The sequence below is a fragment of the Pauljensenia sp. UMB1177 genome (genome assembly GCF_030217965.1).
Classification (GTDB): Bacteria; Actinomycetota; Actinomycetes; order Actinomycetales; family Actinomycetaceae; genus Pauljensenia; species Pauljensenia turicensis_A.
Genome location: NZ_JASOOV010000001.1, coordinates 611,516 through 631,658 on the forward strand (window position 1 = coordinate 611,516; position 20,143 = coordinate 631,658).

A 20,143-nucleotide genomic window follows, 5' to 3' on the forward strand; every position below is an offset into this window, starting at 1 on the left:
GTTTCGCGCAAGCACTAGATGTAGTGTTTGCGTTCGTGTCTGACCGTTGGGAACGCACCGTTTCCACTGGTCAGAGCTTTTCCTCAACGAAGAATCGCCAAAGGTCAACCAATGAACGCCGCTGAAAAAGCCTCGCCATCCACACTATCCCCGCTCGCGGAAAACACCAGCACCCAATTGCGCTATGACGTTGATGCGCTGGGAACTGTCGACGAATACCTCGACCGTTCTGACTGGCGAGTCAACGCAAACGCGAACCAGGGATACTCGCTCGGTGGCCTGATCCTGAATTCAGCCGGCAAGATCATTGCGAACTACTGGCTCGAACAGGTCTACACCCGTGAAATTGGCGAAGCGCACCGCCGGGGTGACTACCATATCCACGACCTCGACATGTTCGCCGGCTACTGCGCAGGCTGGTCGCTGAAACGCCTGATCCAGGAAGGGTTCAACGGTGTGGGTGGCGCGATTGCTTCCGGACCACCCGCACACTTCTCTTCCGCATGTGGTCAGATTGTGAACTTCCTTGGCACCCTGCAGAATGAATGGGCCGGCGCCCAAGCGTTCTCCTCGTTCGACACCTACATGGCGCCCTTCGTCCGCCTGGACAACATGGAGTACGACGAGATCGTCCAGTGCATGCAAGAACTGATCTACAACCTCAACGTTCCGTCGCGCTGGGGTAGCCAGTGCCCGTTCACGAACCTCACCTTCGACTGGACGTGCCCGGATGACCTGGCAGAGGAATACCCGCTGATCGCCGACGAGGTCTGCGATTTCACCTACGGCGAGCTCCAGCATGAAATGGACCTCATCAACCAGGCCTTCATCGAGGTCATGACCGGTGGTGACGCCGACGGTCGCGTCTTCACCTTCCCGATCCCGACCTACAACATCACCCCGGATTTCGATTGGGATACGCCGAACACGGATCGCCTGTTCGAAATGACGGCGAAGTACGGCCTGCCCTACTTCCAGAACTTCATCAACTCCGACCTTGACCCGCACATGATCCGCTCGATGTGTTGCCGCCTGCAGCTTGACCTGCGCGAACTGCTCAAGCGCGGCAACGGTCTGTTTGGCTCGGCAGAATTGACGGGTTCAATCGGCGTGGTGACGATCAACATGGCGCGTCTCGGTTACCGTTTCGCCGATGATGAAGCAGCCCTCATCGCTGAACTTGATCACCTCATTGACCTTGCCTCACAGTCCCTTGAATTGAAGCGTGAAACGATCCAGTTCCACATGGATCGCGGTCTGTTCCCGTACTCTCGTCGCTACCTGGGAAGCCTGGACAACCACTTCTCAACGGTCGGTGTGAACGGCATGAACGAGATGGTCCGAAACTTCAGTCACGATGATTACGATCTGACCGATGAACGCGGTTTCGACATGTGCGTCCGCATCCTCGACCATATTCGCGATCGCATGGTGGAGCTTCAGGAAGCCACAGGCCACCTCTACAACCTCGAAGCGACGCCGGCTGAAGGTACGACCTACCGTTTCGCGAAGGAAGATGGCAAGCGCTACCCGGGCATCCTGCAGGCGGGAACCGCGACCGAGCCGTACTACACGAACTCGTCCCAGCTTCCCGTTTCCTACACGGACGACCCCTTCCAGGCTTTGGAGGATCAGGAAGTCCTGCAGTCGAAGTACACGGGTGGCACGGTTCTGCACCTGTACATGGGTGAGCGTATTTCGTCCGGCGCAGCGTGCAAGGAATTGGTTCGCCGTTCCCTGACTGCGTTCAAGGTCCCGTACATCACGATCACGCCGACCTTCTCCATTTGCCCTGTTCACGGCTACTTGGCTGGCGAGCATGAGACGTGCGAAAAGTGCGCCGCCGCCCACCCGGATCGCGAGCCCCAGCAGTGCGAGGTCTGGACCCGCGTCATGGGCTACTTCCGCCCAGTCCAGTCCTTCAATATCGGCAAGAAGGGCGAATACGCTGAGCGCACAATGTTCAGCGAGGATGCCGCTTCCCACCACGGCGAATTGGTGTCTGCGTTCCCGCCGGTTGGCGAGCGGTGAACACTGGTCAAATCGGTCTGACGCTCGCTTCCGGGCCTCGTGAATTTACCCCCGACGACCTGCAAATCGCGGGACTTGTCCCCATGTCGACGGTGGACTGGCCGGGAAAGTTCGTCGCGTCCGTCTTCTGCCAGGGGTGCCCGTGGGAGTGCGCGTACTGTCAGAATTGTGCGATCCTCGACCCGAGAATCCCGGGCGTCGTCGCGTGGGATGCTTTGGAACGCCTACTCGCGCGACGGCACGACCTACTTGACGGCGTCGTCTTCTCTGGCGGGGAAGCGACACGTCAGTTGGCGCTCATCCCCGCAATGAGACGTGTTCGAGACCTCGGATTTGCCGTCGGACTGCACACCGCGGGTGCTTATCCCGCGCGCCTTCGCACCCTCCTCGAAGAAGGGCTCGTCGACTGGGTCGGCCTGGACATCAAGGCACTCCCTGAGAACTACCCATCCGTCGTCGCCCGCCCCGGCAGCGGAGAAAAAGCGTGGGAAGCCCTCGACATCCTGCTCGACTACGCCGATGAAGCGCACCGCGGGGCGCACGCCAGCCGAGTCATGGGGGACGAGGCCGGGACCCGCGCGCACATTACGCCTGTCGTTGCCGGAATTGATTACGAGGTCCGACTGACCGTCTACCCCGGAGGGCCGGGGGATGGACTGGATGTCGCTCTCGCGCTCAAAGAGCGTGGGGTAGCCTCGTTCGCGCTCCAGCAGGCTCGCGCCCAAGGAACCCCCGATGCCTTCATCGCCGAACAAGCGGGATGGGATGAGCAAGTACTGGCGCTCGCAGATGCGTGCGAGGCGCTCGGCTTTGAAACCTTCACGCGCCGGCTTGCTTGAATGCCCTAGCTGTCGGTGACGTACCTTCATAGAGCGGGCATGAGGTGAATGCAGATCGTTTCACGCGCGCGAACACCGCGATTTGCCCATGGTGAACGCTAGAGTGAATAGCACAAGCTCAATGGTCGCAAGACAACTCGTGTGCCAAAGATATGAAGGAATGCCATGGCTACGTCTGAAAATGCTCCCGATGCGGTACTCGCTGTCGCGGACCCCAACACCAGTGCAGATGATCTTCGTCTGATTGCTGCGGTGCGTCCAGACTTGCATACGGCAATCGCAGCCCACCCGAATGCCTACGCTGGCCTGCTTGACTGGATGGAGTCACTTGGCAATCCAGAGGTTGTCGCTGCAGTCGCACAGCGTCGTGCATTCGATGCGGGGGCTGTGCCAGCTAGCGCACCTACGGCTCAGTCGGCCGATGCCTCAACCCCAACGTTCGTTGATGCGATTGAACAGCCGGACACTCAGGTACAAGAGCCGGCGCAGGACGTTACCCTTGAGTCTACTCAGGTCGAAGAAGAGCCAGAAACCACGGTTGACCAAGTCACCATGCCCAGCCAGGGGCAGATGCCCGTTGGCTACATGCCCGCAGGTACAATCCCGCAACAGGGATACCAACAGCCCATGAACTACCAGGGACAATACCCCGTTCAGGGCGTGTCGATGCAGCCTGCAAAGAACTCCACGAACAAAACACTGGTGATCATTCTGGCCGTCCTAGCGGTGATCGCGATCGTTCTTGCTATTGGCGCTGTTGGAGCATTCGCCGGTTGGTTTGATTCAGGTTCGTCGAGCGACACGTCCGCTGATTCAATGACGCAGTCGGCTCAGACACATACGCAGGCGCAAACTCCCGCGCAACCGCAGTCGGCGAAGCCAGAGGTAAAAGAAAAGTATCCGGCGCCGTCAAGCGCCATGGTTGCTGATACGTTCTCAGCTCCGTCCGGTAATATCATCTGCACTCTTGGCGGAGACATGGTTTCCTGCCAGATCAATGAAACCCACTGGACTGGCGCGGCCGGGTATGAGGTGTGTGGTGACAACCGAGGCGCACTCTTCACCGTCGACTCCAAGAACACGAATTATTCCTGCGCCAACATTGCCCCGCCGATGAACGGCAAATACATCAGCTCCCTCGCGTACGGCTCGTACGTGAAGAACGGAAATGTCGCCTGCATCTCAACTCAAGACGGTATCTCCTGTTGGAACACGATTTCCGGCAATTCCTTCGCTGTTGCTCGCGAAGGCTGGATGTTCGATACCAAGGGTGAAATCCTGCCGTCCCAGTTCATCTGGAACCAGTGAGCTCCACGTCTGAACGCCACAACTAGGGAACATGCGAGTAAGGGAACATGCGAGCGCCTCATAGGCTCGCGCCCCTGAAACGCACCGGCGCCCCTCACACACTGTCGTGGTGTGAGGGACGCCGGCCTCGTCAATTGGGGAAAACTACGAACTGGACTATCTGCGCCGACTGGGTGATCCCGTAGCCTTCCCGCTTGCGTCGGGGTGAGCCTTACTTTTCGATCGGGCCAAGGACCACGTTCGCCCACGCGCCGTGCAACGATTCTTGATCCGATGGCTGGAAGAGACCAGCGAGAGCATCGCGGTAGAGACGAGACAGCTCGTGACGGTTGTAGTAGGATGAGCCACCGCACGCGCGAATTGCCTGCTCAACTGCACGAAGAGTGGCCTCGGCGGAAGCATTCTTTGCCGCCGACAACTGTGGCATCCAGATCGGACCACGGTCAACACCGGCATCAATGTCGCGAGCAAGCTCGCGGATCTGCGGGCCAACCGCGTTCATTGCCAGCGCGGCCTCGGCGATACGCCAACGAATATCCGGATCGTTCGAGTACACCGTCTGGTTCTTCACCGACTTGCGAGTCTTCACGTGCTCGGCAGCGACCTCAACCGCACGTTCGCCCACGCCCTGGTAGGTGGCGCCCAGCAGAATTTCGAAGTTCGAGAAGATGCCGAAAACAACCGGATCCTTTGAAGGGCCGGGCTCGCAACGAGTCAGAATACGATCGGCGGGCACGTGAGCGCCCTCGAGGATCGTCGTATTCGACTGGGTCGCGCGCATGCCGAGCGTGTCCCAATCATCCTTGATCGTGAAACCGCCATCTTCGCGGTGCATGATGCCGAACACCGAGTGCGGGCCGTCCTCGCCCGAATCATCGCGACCGAAGGTCAGCAGGCGCGTCCACACGGGAGCAAGAGACGTGAAGACCTTCGTGCCCTCGAACGAGTAGCCACCCTCGCCATCCGGCGTCGCCTTCGTGATCGAACCGAAAAGAACCAAGTCGTTGCCCGGCTCGGAAATGCCGAACCCGAAAAGCTCACCGGCAACCGCGTCGCGCAGGATCAGTTCGCCGCGATCGTTTCCGTTGCGCACTAGGTGACGGCCGAGGCCCACGATGATCTGGTGCATATTGATGCCAAGCGCCGTGCCCGGAGCTGCCTTCGCAAGTCGCGTTTGCTCCGCTGCAATTTCAACGAGGCTCAGGCCAGCGCCACCGTATTCCTTCGGAACAAAAGCGGCCAGGTAACCAGCTTCGCGCAGGTCAGCCAGATCGTCTGTCGGGAACGTGTTCTCTTGATCGTGAACGGTAGCGCGCTCGTGAATACGAGCAAGCAGGTCATCAGAGAGGAAACCCATCGTGGTCCTTTCACACAGTTAGCTTTCCCTAACACGCTACTCTTTCTGGGCAAAAATGCACTTCGACTTTCAAAAGCGAACGTACGACAGACCATAGTTGTGTTGCGAACCTGCCGAATCGGCCACTTTTCGAGTAGGTTAAAGACGTGAGTCAACCGCATCCCGCACTTAGCCCTCGTCAGCGCTTCCTTCAAGAACGCCAGCGTCGCCAAAACATGACGTTCGCTGTGACGATCGTCATCATGCTCGTTCTTGCATTGCTCAGTGCGCTGATTCTGACGGGAATTGTTTCAGCTCCCTTTGGCAACTCCTTCTCGAAAGCAGAAAAGTTCGCCACCAGCGGTAAAGTACCGTGCCCACCGGAAAAAGCACTCCCGGTTGACCCCGCATCGGTGAAAGTTCAAGTTCTGAACACCACGTCGCGTCAAGGCATCGCCTCTGACGCAACAGAAATGTTGACCGCAGCAGGCTTCGCCCCCGCTGAACCGGGTAACTACTCCACCGAATACGCTGGAACTGTTGAAATTGATACCGGCATCGCTGGCGTTGTTGACGCATACACGGTCGCGCGATTCTTCCCGAACTCGAAGGTCGTCCTGACCGACGCAACCGACAAATCTGTCACCGTTCTGCTGGGCACGTTCTATGACGGCGCATTGAGCGCTGATGAAATCCAGCAAATCCTCAAGTCCACCGATGCTCTTACAGCTCCTGCCCAGTGCCTGCCCCTGTCTGACGATGACCTTGAGCTGATCGCAAACGGTGGGCAGCTCGGCGCACAGTCGGGTCAGTCCGGGCAATCGGGCGAAACCCCTGAGTCCGGCGCGCCTGAAGAAGCTGCGACGGAAGAATCTGCTTCCTGACTGCTAGGTCGGTTCGACCTGGTATTCCTAGCGCCTAGGCATACCTGTTCTTGCGCTAAAACGCGTGCTATCCACGCATTTATCCGGGTAATATCCAGTTTCCTATCGCGCCCAGAGTAGGTATTCAAGCTGAAGATGTAGGCGCGGCCTCGTATCCCAGCACCCTAGAACACGGAACGGAAATGTTCCCCCAACGCGTCCCCGTCTGAGCCGAACCACACCGGAATCGAACTCGGCACTGTGCGTAACGCATCCGGATACAGGCATTCGAAAGTACCGTGCGACATGAACTGCTCAATCTCCGACAATGAGCGGATCGCAATCCCCGCAACATTCTCAGGGTGCTCACGCGCGAACTCAGCGTAAATCTCCGGATCGCGCTGCCCATCATCGCCAACCAAATACCACTTCATCGACGGGAACATCCGAGCAAGCCTTCGCAACTCGCGACGCTTATGCTCAAAACCCGAGCGGAACCAACCCGTATTCGACGGCCCAAAATCCGTCATCAAGAACCCGCCACGCGGATAATTCAGGCGATCCAGAAAGTCGCGAAGTGCGGGCACAACATTCCACGCACCCGTCGACAGGTAGATAAGAGGAGCGTGCAACGCCTCGTGCTGGGAGTCGACGCAAGTCTGGGGGATTGTCGATTCAGTCGAAATTACGGGAGTGTGCTTGTCCTTGGTTTGGGGGTGGGGGGCTTGCGAGTGAGCCGAAGCTTGCGAGTTAGCCGAAGCTTGGCGGTGCGCCATGTCCGCTAAACACGTCAGGAAGCCCGCCATCCCAGGAACAGCCTCTCGCGACGACACACGGTCAACGAAGGAATGCTTCGCGGCAGTGACCAAACGCGGGAGCATCGTCACCATCACCGTGTCATCAATGTCAGACACGACGCCGTACTTTTCGTTATCACCAGCGATGCGTAGGGAAACGCAAACGGGCTTCCCCGCGCGGATCCTCTGCGACCCGTGTCCCGTCTGCCCCGACAGGCGGAGGGCATCTTGCGTTGTCAGACTCTCGCCCTCGCCGATGCCTAGGGTATGAAGATCCCCCTCGTGTAGAACCTGCATCCACGCGTCATGCCAGCCCGGCGTCAGACCATGCCCCTCGACGGTCAGGTCAATGTAGCCACCGCGATCAGCGAAAGTAATTCGACGTTGGCAACCAACCGTGACCAGAACAGGCTGACGAGGAACCTGGGCATCAAAGAACTGGCGCCACCCGCGTCGCTCGGCCAGCCACGAACGCTGGTCGGCGGTGCGTTCCATGAGCACGCGCCCCAGGATGCGCGCTCTGCGCGTGGAGCCGTGCCCACCGAAGCCGACAATGCCGGGGATGAAGCCCCACTCTTCCAATGCGCGTGCGAGGATACGGGAGCTTGCCTCGCCAACTGACGAGGTCAGTGCGAGCAGAAATGACGGGGTTTCGTCATCGATAAGCGGTTCGGCGAGCATGTATCTCCTGAGGGTCAGCTTCCATTGTGCCCGATTTGTTGCCCGTCCGCGTCCTGCTCCTGCGTTGCATGGCCCGACGCGGAGGGGGTGTTGCTTTCGTCTGGCACGGGTGCCACTTCGGCAGTCGAGGTTGCGCCACTCGTCGCGTTACGCACGATCTTCAGTCCAGCCAGCATGAGCAGCACCATTAGCCAGGCTGCGACCACCATGAACAGATATCCGCCGTACGATCCGCGCGTGTCGATGGCAGGGCCGGCAAGAGCTGACCCGATGGACAAGCCGAGGTTGAGGGAGGTCGACATCCAGGTGAGTCCTTCGGTGAGGGATTCAGAGGGGACGACTCGCGCGACGATCATATTGACGTTCGTCATGGTGGGCGCGCATGCGACGCCTGCGATCAGCATGATGACGGCCATGACGGGGAGTGAGTGTGCCAGAAGGTACATGCTTGACCCGATGGCGAGCGCGAAGACGCCGATCGCGTAGAGCTTCCACATGGGGGCTTGCCAGGTGCGCGAACCGTAGACGAGCGCAGCGAACATTGATCCCAGCGAGAAGAGTGCGAGCAGGACGCCCGACATTGCGGGGTAGCCGAGTGCGTCCGCGAAGTCGACGACGGCAACGTCGTTTGCTCCGAACATCATGCCAGCGCCGACGTAGGTAAGGGCGAGGACAATGACGGCGGGTGTACGGATCACGGATGAACGGCGGTGACCGGTAGGTCGAGGCGAGGGCTCAGGTTCGGTTGCGCGCTGGCTAAAGAATCCGATGCCTCCGATGAGGACAAAGACGACGATCAGGATGATGCCGAGTGCCGGGTGGAAAACGGTGCCCAGGACTGTTGAGAGTACAGGGCCGAGCGTGTAGACGACTTCGTCCATCGCGGATTCGTAGGCGTATGCGGTGGTGAGTTGGCGGGGGCGTTGTACGGTTTTTGCCCAGCGTGAGCGGACGAGCGCGGATGGGGATCCCCAGGTCGCTCCGGCAAGTGCTGCGAAAAGGCAGACGAGGCCGGGATACGCATGAAGCAGTGCGACCGCAAGCATGCCGGACACGCTAGCGACAGAAATGATCAGGGACGGCACCATGATTTTTGTTTGGCCGTATTGGTCGACCAGTCGGGACAGTGTGGGTGCGGCCAGAGCTGTCGCGATGATGTTCACGGCGGATACTAGGCCAGCAAGGCTGTAGTTACCGTAGGTTGCCTTGATCAGTAGGATGATGGATATACCGATCATCGACATGGGCAGTCGCAGGATGAGCCCGGAGATCGAGAATTTCCATGCGCTGTTGAGGCGTAGGACTTCCGCGTATGACTTGAACACCTTTGCATTCTATCGATGTGGCGAACTGGTCTCATGGAGGGGTTGCTCACCCCTATTCGGTGACCTCGAAGGTTTCTTGCTGGCCCTTTTCGGCGTAACTCATGGCGTGGTTGACGAAGTTGTCGTGGCCGCTTCGAGGAACCACACGCGGATGTGCTTGCTGACGTGGACCTGCAGTGGGTGAGCCTTGTATTGGAATGCGGTGCCGTTGAAGGTCATGATGTCGGGAGGGACGGTGGCAAGTTTTGGGTTATAGGACAAATTGTGTTGCTGGGGGGTAGTCCCAGACGTTGTTGTATGGGGTGGAGTGGCGTAGTTCGTTTCATGCGATGGCGTCTGCCCATTGTGGGATAACTCCGTCGGTTTGGTGTTTCAGGCTGGCTTGTTTCCAGGCGTTTTCTATGTAGGTGTCGGTAGGCATGGGTGTAAGGATTTGCGTGGCTGGTAGCGGGGGCGAAGCTGTCCCGGCAAGACCGTTTTTAATGGGGCTACTGAGCTGTGCCTTCTTAGCCCATGTGGTGGTGAGTATCCCTGCAGGGACAGATCGGTTTCGCAACACGGGAGGCCGTCAGGATTCTGGTGAATCCCGACGGCCTCGTCAAACGAATGTCTTGCTACTCAGACTTAGCTAAGGGCATCAGACACAACCTTCTTCGCGGCCTCCTGGACCTGGGCAAGATGCTCGGCCCCCTTGAAGGACTCGGCGTAGATCTTGTAGACGTCCTCGGTGCCGGACGGGCGAGCGGCGAACCATGCGGACTCGGTTGTCACCTTCAGGCCACCGATCGCAGCGTCGTTACCCGGGGCGCGCACCAGCTTCGCGGTGATGGCCTCGCCAGCAAGCTCCGTCGCAGTCACGTCGTCAGATGACAGGGCTGCAAGCTTTGCCTTCTCTTCACGGCTCGCGACCGCATCAATACGGGCGTAGGCCGAAGCGCCGAAGCGAGCAACCTGATCATCGTGCAACTGCGACGGTGTCTTACCGGTGACAGCCGTGATTTCGGAAGCCAGCAGAGCAAGGATGATGCCATCCTTATCCGTCGACCAGACCGTGCCATCCTTGCGCAGGAAGGAAGCTCCGGCAGATTCCTCGCCACCAAAAGCGACCGACGCATCAAGCAGACCGGGGACGAAGTACTTGAAGCCAACCGGAACCTCGATCAGCTTTCGGCCGATGGATTCAGCAACGCGGTCAATCAGCGACGATGAAACAAGCGTCTTGCCGATCGCAGCATCCGTCGGCCAGTTCGGGCGGTGCGTGAACAGGTACTCGATCGCAACTGCCAAGTAGTGGTTCGGGTTCATCAGACCGTCGGGGGTGACGATGCCGTGACGGTCCGAGTCAGCATCGTTACCGGTAGCAATGTCATACGGAGTCTTGTCATTAGCGTCCGGCGTCATTAACTGGCGCAGGGAGGCCATTGCATACGGGGAGGAGCAGTCCATGCGGATCTTGCCATCCCAGTCCAGCGTCATCAACGGCCACGCCGGATCAACGGTCGGGTTCACAACCGTCAGGTCCAGGTCGTAACGCTCAGCAATCGCTGCCCAGTAGTCAACCGATGCGCCACCCAGCGGATCGGCACCGATACGAACATTGGCGCGACGAATCGCGTCAATATCAATGACGGTATCCAGCTGGTCGACGTAGTAGGTCAGGTAGTCGAACTTCTCCAGGTGCTCATCGTTGAACAACGAGGTGCCGATGATGCGCGGAACCTTGCGCCAGCCATCTTCGAGGATCTGGTTTGCGCGGTTCGCGATCCAACCGGTGGCGTCCGTATCAGCCGGACCGCCGTGAGGCGGGTTGTACTTGAAACCACCATCGCGCGGCGGATTGTGTGACGGGGTAACAACAATGCCATCAGCCAAGCCCGGGCCGGATGTGCGCAGAGCCTTGGGCGCGCCATTGGCGCCAAGGATGGCAACAGAAACCGCCGGGGTGGGCGTGTAGGAATTACGAGCATCAATCTTCACGCGCACACCGGCGGCAGCCAGAACTTCAAGAGCGGTGCGCCAGGCGGGCTCGCTTAAAGCGTGGGTATCGCGACCGATAAACAGCGGGCCATCAAAACCCTGGGCTGCACGGTACTCAACGATCGCCGCGGTGGTTGCAACGATGTGTGCTTCATTGAAGGTGCCATTCAGGCTCGATCCGCGGTGACCGGACGTACCGAATGAGACGCGCTGTTCGACCTTGGCCGGATTGGGCTCGATGTCGTAGTAAGCGGAAACGACCTCGTCGACGTTAATGAGGTCTTCTGGAAGGGCGATGGTGCCAGCTCTTTCATGCATGGTCACAGTCTGACACTCGCGCGCCGAAATGGGGAGTCATTTTCGACTGGCGAAACAAAATGGGTAGGTGAATAGGTAAGTGGAGCCGGCCTCGTCGATGAATGAAAAGCGAAAAGTGACAGTATTCGTGAACCGAATTCGCAGACGAGGCACCAATACCGTTAGTATATGTAACGCCGGTCACTCCGGTGCGCGTACGTGACCATGCAACGAAGATGATGCAGGAGGCCCTCGTGGGGTGGTTCGACTCTATTGAGCACAACAGGTGGCTATCAGCCCAAATGCAAGCGTTAATCGCCGAAGCAGAAGGGGCGATTGTGCCCACGGGCTTCGCGCATCTGACCGATCAGGGCGAACCTGACCCTACCCGAAGCATCGACCTTGCCGTCACCGCGCGAATGGCATACGTCTTCTCGCTGGGTGTTCTGATGGGCCTGCCTGGCACACGTCGCTACGCCGACCATGCCATCAAGTGCATGAATCGCTACTTCGTTGACCCTGTCAACGGGGGCATGTGGACCTCCATCAAGTCTGACCCTGACGCCGACGGACACGGCGTCCCGTGGGATGACGGCGTCCGTGACAAGTCGCAGTACCACAACGCGTACGTGATCCTTGGTGTTGCCGCAGCCGCGGTCGCCAACCGCCCGGTTGCCCACGAATTGCTGACCACCCTGCTCCACGACCAAGAACGCCACTGGATCGAACCAAATGGCCTAGTCGTTGATCAATTCGACGAAGCATTCACGCAAGCGTTGCCGGTACGCACTATGGGCACTCTGCTTCACACCGCCGAGGCCTACCTTGCTGCCGCCGAAGCGACCACCGACCCCGTCTGGCTCGAACGCGCCGAAGCGATGGCGGCCTTCGCGTATCGCACCGCGTCCACAAACAACTGGCGCCTGCCCGAGTACTACGACAACTCATGGCGGCCGCTGACCGGAGAACCTCAGGGGCAGACCGACGGGCGTCGCGTCTACCACGGCTACGTCACCGGCCACGCTCTGCAGTGGTCGCGCCTTGCCCTGCAGATTCGTGCCGGCCTACGTTCCATGGATCGCACCGTGCCCGACTATCTGATGGAAATGGGCCTCGAACTATTTGAACGCGCCCGCGTTGATGGTTGGCGTCGTTGCGACGGCGAACCCGGTTTCGCCACCTGCGTTGATGCCATGGGTGAGCCCGTCCCAGGGGAAGATGAGCACCAGCAGTGGGTTGTCTGTGAGGGCATTACCGCGGCGGCGTCCATGCGTCGTGCCTACCTAGATGACGGCGTCACTCCCGGCGAGGTTGAGCACTTCGAACACTGCTACCGTTCCTTCCTTGATTTCGCTAATGACTACCTGATTTCTCAGCCGGGACGCTGGGTTCGTCGCCTCGACGCGCACAACCAGTCCGTTGTTGCGGCGAAGTCGTCGCGCTGGGATGTGTACCACGCTGTTCAGGCGATGCTTGCCGTCCGAGTTCCGCTCTGGCCGCCCTACGCGTCCTCCCTGTCGCGCGGACTGTTGGATCATCCGGAAGAGGCGCCGTCGGATAAGAAGTCGTGGAACCTGTTCCACTTCCGCCACTGAGAATCTCAGTGGGGTGGTGGTTTCGTTACTGATTGACGAGGCCGGCCACGCTTGACTGATCTTCTCGCTTACCGTGGGGCCACGGATTGTGTCATCATGATGCATTCCGCGGCCCCAGGTGTTTGTTCGGTTCTGAGTTTGAATGTTTTTCATGTACTCTGAATCCCACTGGAGGGCTGACCGAGTGGCCGAAGGTGACGGTCTTGAAAACCGTTGTGTCAGCAATGGCACCGGGGGTTCGAATCCCTCGCCCTCCGCTCTGGTATGTGTCGTGACATTGCGTTTGCAATGTCACGACACTTTTTTGTGCACCTCGTTGTCGTTGATGGGGTGGTGCTTAACCCGGCTTTATCGCAATTTTTGGTTCATCTTTTTGACTTCGGCGCGAGCCGCTAGCCAATTGAATAGCCAAATCAGTAGATAGATAAGCACTATTGTGATGATTACGCCGAGCATATCGAAGCTAGAGCTCCACCATTTAAGGTAACTGCCAGCTGCGATGCCACAGATAAGTACGATCCCGAAATGCAGGGCGGTATTGAGGATAAGCGGGCGGGTTTCGTTACGATAAAGCAACCCCGCGAAGCTGCTGATTATGCCGTAGGCTGCGTAAATAAGCCGCTCAATCAATACTGCCACGTTTTCGTTTCCAAAACTGTTTAAGAATTCTGGAGCTCCCGGGTAATAGCTAGAGGAGGAAAGAGAAGAAAAAATAAGTTCGATACTGGTGCCGATAGTGATCCCAATGCAAGCCCCTACCAGGGTGAGACCAATTATGCTTTTAGTTTCCATGGGTTTTATCCTTTGCGTGAGTTAGGGGTTTTCTGCGGGGGTTAGATTCCAAGTTTGGCTTTGAAAGCTGGAAGTTGTCGGCGGGAGACGTAATAGCGCGAGCCATCTTTTAGCTGCACACTAATCGTTCCCGAGAAAGAAAGATCAAGTTTCTTAATCGCGGCAATATTGACAATCTCCGATTGTGAAATACGTACGAAATCGCCTGCAGGTAGAGATTCTTCGAGTTCGTACATTCGGGCTTTGATCCGCCAATCACCCTTACTGGTGTGGGCAAACACCGCTTTCTTTTCAGTAAAGAACGCGAGGATCGCACGCACTTCCAACACCGTGGCGTCATTGCCACTTGTCCCGATGAGGCGGCGAAGCGGGCGCTCGACTGCGGGGGAGGAAGAGCTATCTAGGCTACCGGAAGCAAGCCTTTGAATCGCTTGCACCTCAGCATCGACCTCCCGCGCCGTTACCGTCACGATAGTTTCGGTTACGGCGGGATCAATCGTGAGCGTGAATTTCATTCCGTTCCAATTCCTTTCCTCTCGTATTAACCAGCAATATTGCGTAAAACCAGGATGTTTGTGTATCTGCTACTTACAGTTAAAAGCCTTATTGCCGGCAGTACAAGTAATCTGGACTAAGCGGTATAAAACCCACGCCAAGCGGGAGGGTTTTGAGCCTCCCGCCCGTCCTCAAAGGTAGATTTTCTACCCTGAAAGTATCCCCAGAAAATGTCCGTGGTTACTGCTGCCCTGAGATCTTGTGTGCAGTCGTTGTGGCGAAGACGCTACCGGGTCTATCTGTAATTTCTAAATACTACTTCTGTCATGAAAAGTACGTGGTGCCTCATGTCAATTTGAGCGCGAAATGAAGTGTCTTGGGTTTTGTTCTGCTTCTTAAATTGGGTGCCAGTTGTCTGGCGTGGGTCTGGTTATAAGTTGTGATGATCTTGGTTGGGGTGTGGTGCTCAAGAGCTTTGTGGAGCCTAGTGGTGTTCCATCAGTGGACCCAGTTTATTGTCGCGAATTCGACCTCCGTCACTCCTGCTCAGGTCTGGGAGTAGATCAGCTCGGTTTTGTATAGCCTGTTGATTGTTTCTGCTAGAGCGTTATCGTAAGAGTCTCCAACTGTTCGAGTGGACGAGGCGATACTATGCTCGGCAAGCAAACTTCCATAAGCGCTGGAGACGTACTGAGAGCCATGATCACTGTGGTGGGCCAGTGAGGCGAGATTCCCCTTTGGCCTGGCTAATCGCCTGATCAAGGGCTTCCAATGGCAATGCCTCGGTTCGCATGGTTGATCGGGTGGACCAGCCCACAATCATGCGTGAGAATACATCGGTGACAAACGCTGTGTAAACGAACCCGGCCCGGGTGCGGACATAGGTAATATCAGCAACCCAGAGCTGATGGGGGTGCTTAGCGCGGAAGTTACGCTCCATAAGGTCTGGTCGCCTATCCGGTACGTGTGTGGGCTGAGTAGTGATCGGGGATCTGCCCCGACGCACGCCACTGACACCCTCATGGACAATGCCGGGTCCTGTTTTAACCGCTCCTTGACAAGACACACTGCTCAAGCTTTGAACTCTTGCGAATAATGTTGGGCCATAGCCCTTATCCTCCTCGATAAAACCGAGGAACAAAACCCAGGACCCTTCAAAACCAGCTGAAGAAAACACCTTCCGACAACTTCGCCTCAACCAATGGGTCAAACAAAACGTGCGGTGGATGCCCATGCACGTGTGGAACCAAAACTCTGCCCTTGTTGATCTTTCTGATCTGGAGGGGCGGGTGTGTTACGGCGGGCTGGATCTTGGGGCTAATGAGGGCTAATGCCCGAATCTTAGGGGTGCTGGACGGGCTTTATTTGGGTCAGGGTGCGCGGATAGATGCGTGCCTTCACCTTTGAAATAAGGTGAGCCTAATGTAATGTAGCCATGCCTAAAAAGTCCCAGAAATGAGAGTAGACATGAAAGTTCAACTGCGTGTTGCTGGAGTCGCTACATGTGTGGTTCTTGCTACCAGCATCCTAGTCACCCCGACGGCATGGGCGGCCGGGGCGAACCTGACCGGCGACCGATACAGCCCGGCTTCGAGCATGTTCGGAACCATGCGTGCGCGCTACGCTGACACTCAGCCGGGACCCATAATGGCTCTCGGCGACGCTACCGTCCAGCCACTTGCCGCCAGCCGTTTCGACGTTGAACCGAAAGCAGACGTCAGCGTTGACTACACCGTGTCGATCCCGCTTCAGCAGGTGAAGGAAGAAAAGAAGGCAACATTCGTCGTCGAAAACGAAAAGGGGCGACTCACTAACTACGACGTCGAGTTTCTTATCGACACCAAGGACCGGAAGCATCTGCCTGCAACCTGTACTCCTGCCAGCCAAAAGATGCCCGAAGGATCAACTGTTGAGGTAACGTGCACGCTTCCCGACAACGCCTACTGGCTCAGTGCATACCATAATCCCGCGTCAGAGTGGGGTTATGAAAGGTATGGAGCCTGGCAGATTGCCTCGCAAGCCCAACCGGAGCCGGGCAAACCTGTTTTTCCTGCTGACCCCGTCGTTACGATCGATGGGAAGCGTGCCACTGGCACTATTGAAAACAATGTCTGGACTGCAACGGTGAGCGTCACTCGCACCGCTCCGGCAGATCACGACATGACTGAAACGCACACGCCGGTGGTGAACGTTGACGGTAAGGATCTGGCAAACGTCCCCTCGTTCACGGTCGCAACCAGCGCAAAGGCTCCTGTTGCCCCGACCGTAAACGCGTTGTGCGACATTGATTCGAAGTCCCAGCAATCGGTGACTGTGGAGTCCTCAAAAGCTGAACTGTCGGGCACTGCAACCGTTACTCACCAAACCAAGGATCGTTGGCAGTACAAGGGGATAACGGGGCAAACCCAAAAGAGTGTCACCGAAGGTGAAGAAGCCTCTTTCGAACTTGTCGCCAATGCTGAGCAAGTTGCTAACCCCCAGGCGGATCTTTACGTTACATATCTGACGATTAAGCATGCAGGTATCGAATCAACGAACTGGACTGCTTCGCTTAATAATGATGCGGAGGGAACCTGCTCGCCCGATCCGCTCTACCTTCCGAAGGTGGATGGCAAGGGCGCTCCTGGCGAAGCAAACCTTGCGTGTGTTTCCAAGAAGAAGCCCGACTACGTTCTGCTGGATTCAAAGGATGACCCGCAGATCCAAGCTACCTTAACCCTGGGTGCAGTTGCAGATCAGTCCAAGGTTCAAGCGTGTGCAGTTAAAGCTCCAATGCTTGAAGTTGACGATCAGCCGGTTGCTGGAACGGTTGATGGAGACACGTGGAGTGCGAAGCTACCGACCCAGATCTTGAAGCCTACGGTGAAGGTCCCTGCAACTCAGACGCTTCAGATTCTTTTCGAGCAGTCCATGCAAGAGCCGGTAACTATTCGTGCACTTGCGGTGGCAAAGCCTAGCGGTGGGAAAAACGAAGTGGCTACACCATTGAGTGGGAGGCCGATGAAGAAAGCTGAATCCACGCTTGCACTCACTGGTACATCGATTGTGGGACTTCTCGGAGTGGCAGTGCTTGTTGGTCTAGCGGGTGTTGGTGCACTGATATCTCGTCGTCGCAAGGATGAAGACTCGGTAACGGTTGATCGTTCGTAACAGTTGATCGTTCCTGAGGACGAGAGAACTCGGCTCGACTGAGCCGAGTTCTCTCCATCGGGGAGTGCCATGCTTTCGTCATGTGATTTCGATGCGCCAATTTCCCTCACGGCATCGAAACCCGTTAGGATTAGTGGGTACTTCCGTACTGGAGACGTGGCTGAGTGGCTGAAAGCGCACCCCTGCTAAGGGTGTGTACGTGTTGAAGCGTACCGCGGGTTCGAATCCCGCCGTCTCCGCCCTTGAAGCGCTAACCGCCTAGAATGAAACCAGTCCAATTTTTGGGGCTAGTCCATTTCAACGAATGGCGGGGTTGTGTTGTGGTCGCCGGTTCCTGTGGCGTGATTGGCGTTACGTTATGGGCATAATTCCACCGCGCTTCTATGGGCATAATTCCACCGCGCTTCGCACATGCGGTGAACGTATTCCGCGACAATCGTCCAAATCATAAACTGATGGCATCGGTTAAAAGACGCACTTGGGTCATCAAAGGAGTCCCACACCATGCAGATCGGTATTTTCAAGACGGCTGACGAAGTTGCAGACGTCGCTATCAAGGAATTGATTGATGTCCTGTCAGTCGCCGACGTGAAGACGCTGGGCGTTGCTACGGGTTCTACTCCCTTGGCTCTTTATGCTCGTATTCGCGATGCTCACGCAGCGGGGACGTTCTCTCTAACGGATTTCAAGGCGTTCGCGCTTGACGAGTATGTCGGCATCGCCGAGGACCATCCGGAGGGCTACCGTAAGGTACTGTCCCGCGAGCTCGTCGGTGATGACAAGACCGGCCTGACCGAAGAAAACCTCAATGTTCCCAACGGTTTCGCCGACGATCTTGAGGCTGCAGCGAAAGGCTATGACGAGGCAATCAAGGCTGCTGGTGGCGTGACCCTGCAGATCCTCGGCATCGGTTCAGACGGTCATATCGGCTTCAATGAACCGGGCGGTTCGCTGGTGTCGCGCACGCACGTTGATGCGTTGACCAAGCAGACTCGCGAAGATAACTCTCGGTTCTTCGACGGCGACGTGAGCCAGGTTCCGACCCGTTGCATGACGCAGGGCCTGGGCACGATCATGGATGCGAAGCACCTGCTGATGATCGTCACCGGAGAAGGCAAAGCTGACGCGGTTGCAGCGATGATCGAGGGTGGCGTTTCGGCTCTCTGGCCGGCGTCCATCATCCAGATGCACCCCAGCGTCACGGTTCTGCTCGACGAAGCGGCTGCCTCAAAGCTCGCCCACAAGGAGGTGTACACGAACGCGTGGGAGATCCTGCGATGAGCGCCGCGGGTGCACTCCCAGTCAACGGACTGGTCGACGAGGACTCTGTCGTCACTCTAACCGGGCAGGTACTGGACGCTGACGGTCACACGCGTGGTTCCGGCCTGGTTGTGAAGGATGGTCGCGTTGTCGAGGTTCTGCCGTATGACGAGTCTGTGAAGGGCTGGATTACTCCGGGTTTCATTGACATTCACTGCCACGGTGGTGGGGGATGCTCGTTCCCGGATGAGCCGACGTTTGAAAAGATCATGACGGTGATCAACGCTCACCGTCAGATGGGGACGACGGCAATGCTGGCGTCAACGGTGTCGTTGGTGGACCCATTGCCGGCGATCCGCGAACTCGTCGTAGCCTGCGAGTCCGGTGATCTGATCGGCATCCACATGGAGGGCCCGTACATTTCGCCTCACAAATGTGGTGCGCAGAATCCGGAAGCGGTACGTAACCCCGACCTTGATGAGCTACGCACGTGGCTTGAAGCGGGCAAGGGTTACATTCGCTCGATGACGATCGCTCCCGAAGTGGAAGGTGCTACCGAGGCTGCGAAGCTCCTGTTGGACTACGGCGCAATCCCGTCGTGGGGGCACACGGTGTCGTCGGGGCCTCGTACTCGCGAGGTCATCGCCGAGACGACCGCCTACGCGAAGCAGATCGGATTCAAGACTCTGCCACAGACTGCGACGCACCTGTTCAACGCAATGCCTGGGATCACGCACCGCGCTCCCGGTCCTGTCCGGGAACTGCTCGCTGCTGCTCGTGCGGGTGAGGTCGCCGTTGAACTGGTTGCTGACACGATCCACGTGGACGCTGACTTGGTGTCTGACGTCGTCCGCTTCGTTGAGCCTGAAAACCCACACGGCGTTGTCTTCGTGACCGACGCGATGGCGGGCGCTGGTATGCCTGACGGTAATTACCAGCTAGGTGGCTTGGACGTGGACATCACTGACGGTGTTGCTGTTCTTGCAGGAACGGACACGATTGCCGGTGGCACGGCTCGTATCGCCGAGGAACTGCAACGCTTGGTGCGAGGCGGATTCTTGAGCATTGAACAGGTTGTTCGCGCAGGCGTTGGTGCGCCCGCCGCGGTGCTCGGAATCGAGGGACGCGCTGGCGTGACCCTCACTTTCGAGCCTGGTGTCGTCCTGAATGCCGTTGTCTTTACCAAGGACTTTGAGGTTGCTGAGGTCTACAGGGAAGGCCAGCGTCTGAAGTAGGCCAATCTGGTCGCTGTTTTCACGCATTGAGCGCACGGTGTCCCCTCTGACGAGCAAGTCGGCGGGGACACCGTGGCGTATAGGGCATACGTGTGCTGTGTTGGAATGCCTCCGCGGACTACGGCTCATCTATGAGTCGTGACTTCTACGAGCCCTTCTAAG

Annotated in this window: 15 protein-coding genes and 2 tRNA genes; 10 read left to right on the forward strand and 7 right to left on the reverse strand. The window is 57.6% G+C overall.

Annotated elements, in window-relative coordinates; all coding sequences use genetic code 11:
• Window positions 1-111: 111 nt before the first annotated feature.
• From QP442_RS02700 to QP442_RS02710, 3 genes are all read left to right on the forward strand, one after another.
• Window positions 112-2,031: a ribonucleoside triphosphate reductase gene (locus QP442_RS02700; protein ID WP_219810991.1), complete on the forward strand. Its 1,920-nt coding sequence runs from the start codon at window positions 112-114 to the stop codon at window positions 2,029-2,031.
• Entirely contained in the window at window positions 2,028-2,870 is an 843-nt protein-coding gene (locus QP442_RS02705; protein ID WP_006680423.1) for an anaerobic ribonucleoside-triphosphate reductase activating protein, read from the forward strand. The genes QP442_RS02700 and QP442_RS02705 overlap by 4 nt, the downstream gene beginning before the upstream one ends.
• 165 nt (window positions 2,871-3,035) lie before the next feature.
• Window positions 3,036-4,178, forward strand: a complete 1,143-nt coding sequence (locus QP442_RS02710; protein ID WP_103632946.1) for a variant leucine-rich repeat-containing protein — start codon at window positions 3,036-3,038, stop codon at window positions 4,176-4,178.
• 211 nt (window positions 4,179-4,389) lie between these two features.
• Here the strand turns inward: QP442_RS02710 and QP442_RS02715 are convergent, their stop codons facing one another.
• Window positions 4,390-5,535, reverse strand: a complete 1,146-nt coding sequence (locus QP442_RS02715) for an acyl-CoA dehydrogenase family protein (protein WP_103632947.1) — start codon at window positions 5,533-5,535, stop codon at window positions 4,390-4,392.
• Between the two features lie 146 nt (window positions 5,536-5,681).
• Here QP442_RS02715 and QP442_RS02720 point away from each other — a divergent pair, with 146 nt between their 5' ends.
• Window positions 5,682-6,398 (forward strand): LytR C-terminal domain-containing protein, encoded by a 717-nt coding sequence (locus QP442_RS02720; RefSeq protein ID WP_006680420.1) that lies wholly within the window; start codon window positions 5,682-5,684, stop codon window positions 6,396-6,398.
• Between the two features lie 164 nt (window positions 6,399-6,562).
• On the opposite strand, the gene QP442_RS02725 is transcribed toward QP442_RS02720, so the two are convergent.
• The 3 genes from QP442_RS02725 to pgm all read right to left on the reverse strand — a co-directional run bounded on the left by QP442_RS02725 (window position 6,563) and on the right by pgm (window position 11,475).
• Complete coding sequence (locus QP442_RS02725) at window positions 6,563-7,855, reverse strand: App1 family protein (protein ID WP_103632948.1); 1,293 nt, start codon at window positions 7,853-7,855, stop codon at window positions 6,563-6,565.
• 14 nt (window positions 7,856-7,869) lie between these two features.
• The gene (locus QP442_RS02730) at window positions 7,870-9,180 is read right to left on the reverse strand and encodes an MFS transporter (RefSeq protein ID WP_006680418.1); all 1,311 of its coding nucleotides are present in this window, start codon (window positions 9,178-9,180) and stop codon (window positions 7,870-7,872) included.
• A 624-nt stretch (window positions 9,181-9,804) separates the two neighbouring features.
• Window positions 9,805-11,475 carry a phosphoglucomutase (alpha-D-glucose-1,6-bisphosphate-dependent) gene (pgm, locus tag QP442_RS02735; RefSeq protein ID WP_103632950.1) on the reverse strand — a complete coding sequence of 557 codons (1,671 nt, stop codon included), beginning with the start codon at window positions 11,473-11,475 and terminating at the stop codon, window positions 9,805-9,807.
• A 233-nt stretch (window positions 11,476-11,708) separates the two neighbouring features.
• On the opposite strand from pgm, the gene QP442_RS02740 reads away from it, so the two are divergent.
• Together QP442_RS02740 and QP442_RS02745 are read left to right on the forward strand one after the other, a co-directional pair.
• Window positions 11,709-13,049 (forward strand): AGE family epimerase/isomerase, encoded by a 1,341-nt coding sequence (locus QP442_RS02740; protein ID WP_285069573.1) that lies wholly within the window; start codon window positions 11,709-11,711, stop codon window positions 13,047-13,049.
• A gap of 170 nt (window positions 13,050-13,219) precedes the next feature.
• Window positions 13,220-13,306: transfer RNA gene (locus QP442_RS02745), tRNA-Ser, on the forward strand.
• A gap of 91 nt (window positions 13,307-13,397) precedes the next feature.
• On the opposite strand, the gene QP442_RS02750 is transcribed toward QP442_RS02745, so the two are convergent.
• The 3 genes from QP442_RS02750 to QP442_RS08690 all read right to left on the reverse strand — a co-directional run bounded on the left by QP442_RS02750 (window position 13,398) and on the right by QP442_RS08690 (window position 15,570).
• Complete coding sequence (locus QP442_RS02750; RefSeq protein ID WP_103632951.1) at window positions 13,398-13,841, reverse strand: DUF3021 domain-containing protein; 444 nt, start codon at window positions 13,839-13,841, stop codon at window positions 13,398-13,400.
• Window positions 13,842-13,882: 41 nt separating this feature from the next.
• Window positions 13,883-14,356, reverse strand: a complete 474-nt coding sequence (locus QP442_RS02755; protein WP_006680414.1) for a LytTR family DNA-binding domain-containing protein — start codon at window positions 14,354-14,356, stop codon at window positions 13,883-13,885.
• A gap of 683 nt (window positions 14,357-15,039) precedes the next feature.
• Window positions 15,040-15,570: a DDE-type integrase/transposase/recombinase gene (locus tag QP442_RS08690; RefSeq protein ID WP_103632953.1), complete on the reverse strand. Its 531-nt coding sequence runs from the start codon at window positions 15,568-15,570 to the stop codon at window positions 15,040-15,042.
• A 233-nt stretch (window positions 15,571-15,803) separates the two neighbouring features.
• On the opposite strand from QP442_RS08690, the gene QP442_RS02765 reads away from it, so the two are divergent.
• The 4 genes from QP442_RS02765 (at window position 15,804) to QP442_RS02780 (ending at window position 19,981) form a co-directional block, all read left to right on the forward strand.
• Window positions 15,804-17,486, forward strand: a complete 1,683-nt coding sequence (locus tag QP442_RS02765; protein ID WP_103632954.1) for a hypothetical protein — start codon at window positions 15,804-15,806, stop codon at window positions 17,484-17,486.
• A 150-nt stretch (window positions 17,487-17,636) separates the two neighbouring features.
• Window positions 17,637-17,725: transfer RNA gene (locus QP442_RS02770), tRNA-Ser, on the forward strand.
• A 265-nt stretch (window positions 17,726-17,990) separates the two neighbouring features.
• Window positions 17,991-18,767: a glucosamine-6-phosphate deaminase gene (gene nagB, locus QP442_RS02775; protein ID WP_103632955.1), complete on the forward strand. Its 777-nt coding sequence runs from the start codon at window positions 17,991-17,993 to the stop codon at window positions 18,765-18,767.
• Complete coding sequence (locus tag QP442_RS02780) at window positions 18,749-19,981, forward strand: N-acetylglucosamine-6-phosphate deacetylase (protein WP_285069574.1); 1,233 nt, start codon at window positions 18,749-18,751, stop codon at window positions 19,979-19,981. Before nagB ends, QP442_RS02780 begins: the two co-directional genes overlap by 19 nt.
• Window positions 19,982-20,143: the final 162 nt, after the last annotated feature.

What these genes read in the sequence shown, in the direction of transcription:
- nagB (WP_103632955.1), top strand. Translation starts at nt 17,991, where the DNA reads ATGCAGATCGGTATTTTCAAGACGGCTGACGAAGTTGCAGACGTCGCT.
- QP442_RS02725 (WP_103632948.1), bottom strand. Translation starts at nt 7,855, where the DNA reads ATGCTCGCCGAACCGCTTATCGATGACGAAACCCCGTCATTTCTGCTC.
- pgm (WP_103632950.1), bottom strand. Translation starts at nt 11,475, where the DNA reads ATGCATGAAAGAGCTGGCACCATCGCCCTTCCAGAAGACCTCATTAAC.
- QP442_RS02755 (WP_006680414.1), bottom strand. Translation starts at nt 14,356, where the DNA reads ATGAAATTCACGCTCACGATTGATCCCGCCGTAACCGAAACTATCGTG.
- QP442_RS02700 (WP_219810991.1), top strand. Translation starts at nt 112, where the DNA reads ATGAACGCCGCTGAAAAAGCCTCGCCATCCACACTATCCCCGCTCGCG.
- QP442_RS08690 (WP_103632953.1), bottom strand. Translation starts at nt 15,570, where the DNA reads ATGGGCATCCACCGCACGTTTTGTTTGACCCATTGGTTGAGGCGAAGT.
- QP442_RS02765 (WP_103632954.1), top strand. Translation starts at nt 15,804, where the DNA reads ATGAAAGTTCAACTGCGTGTTGCTGGAGTCGCTACATGTGTGGTTCTT.
- QP442_RS02750 (WP_103632951.1), bottom strand. Translation starts at nt 13,841, where the DNA reads ATGGAAACTAAAAGCATAATTGGTCTCACCCTGGTAGGGGCTTGCATT.
- QP442_RS02715 (WP_103632947.1), bottom strand. Translation starts at nt 5,535, where the DNA reads ATGGGTTTCCTCTCTGATGACCTGCTTGCTCGTATTCACGAGCGCGCT.
- QP442_RS02710 (WP_103632946.1), top strand. Translation starts at nt 3,036, where the DNA reads ATGGCTACGTCTGAAAATGCTCCCGATGCGGTACTCGCTGTCGCGGAC.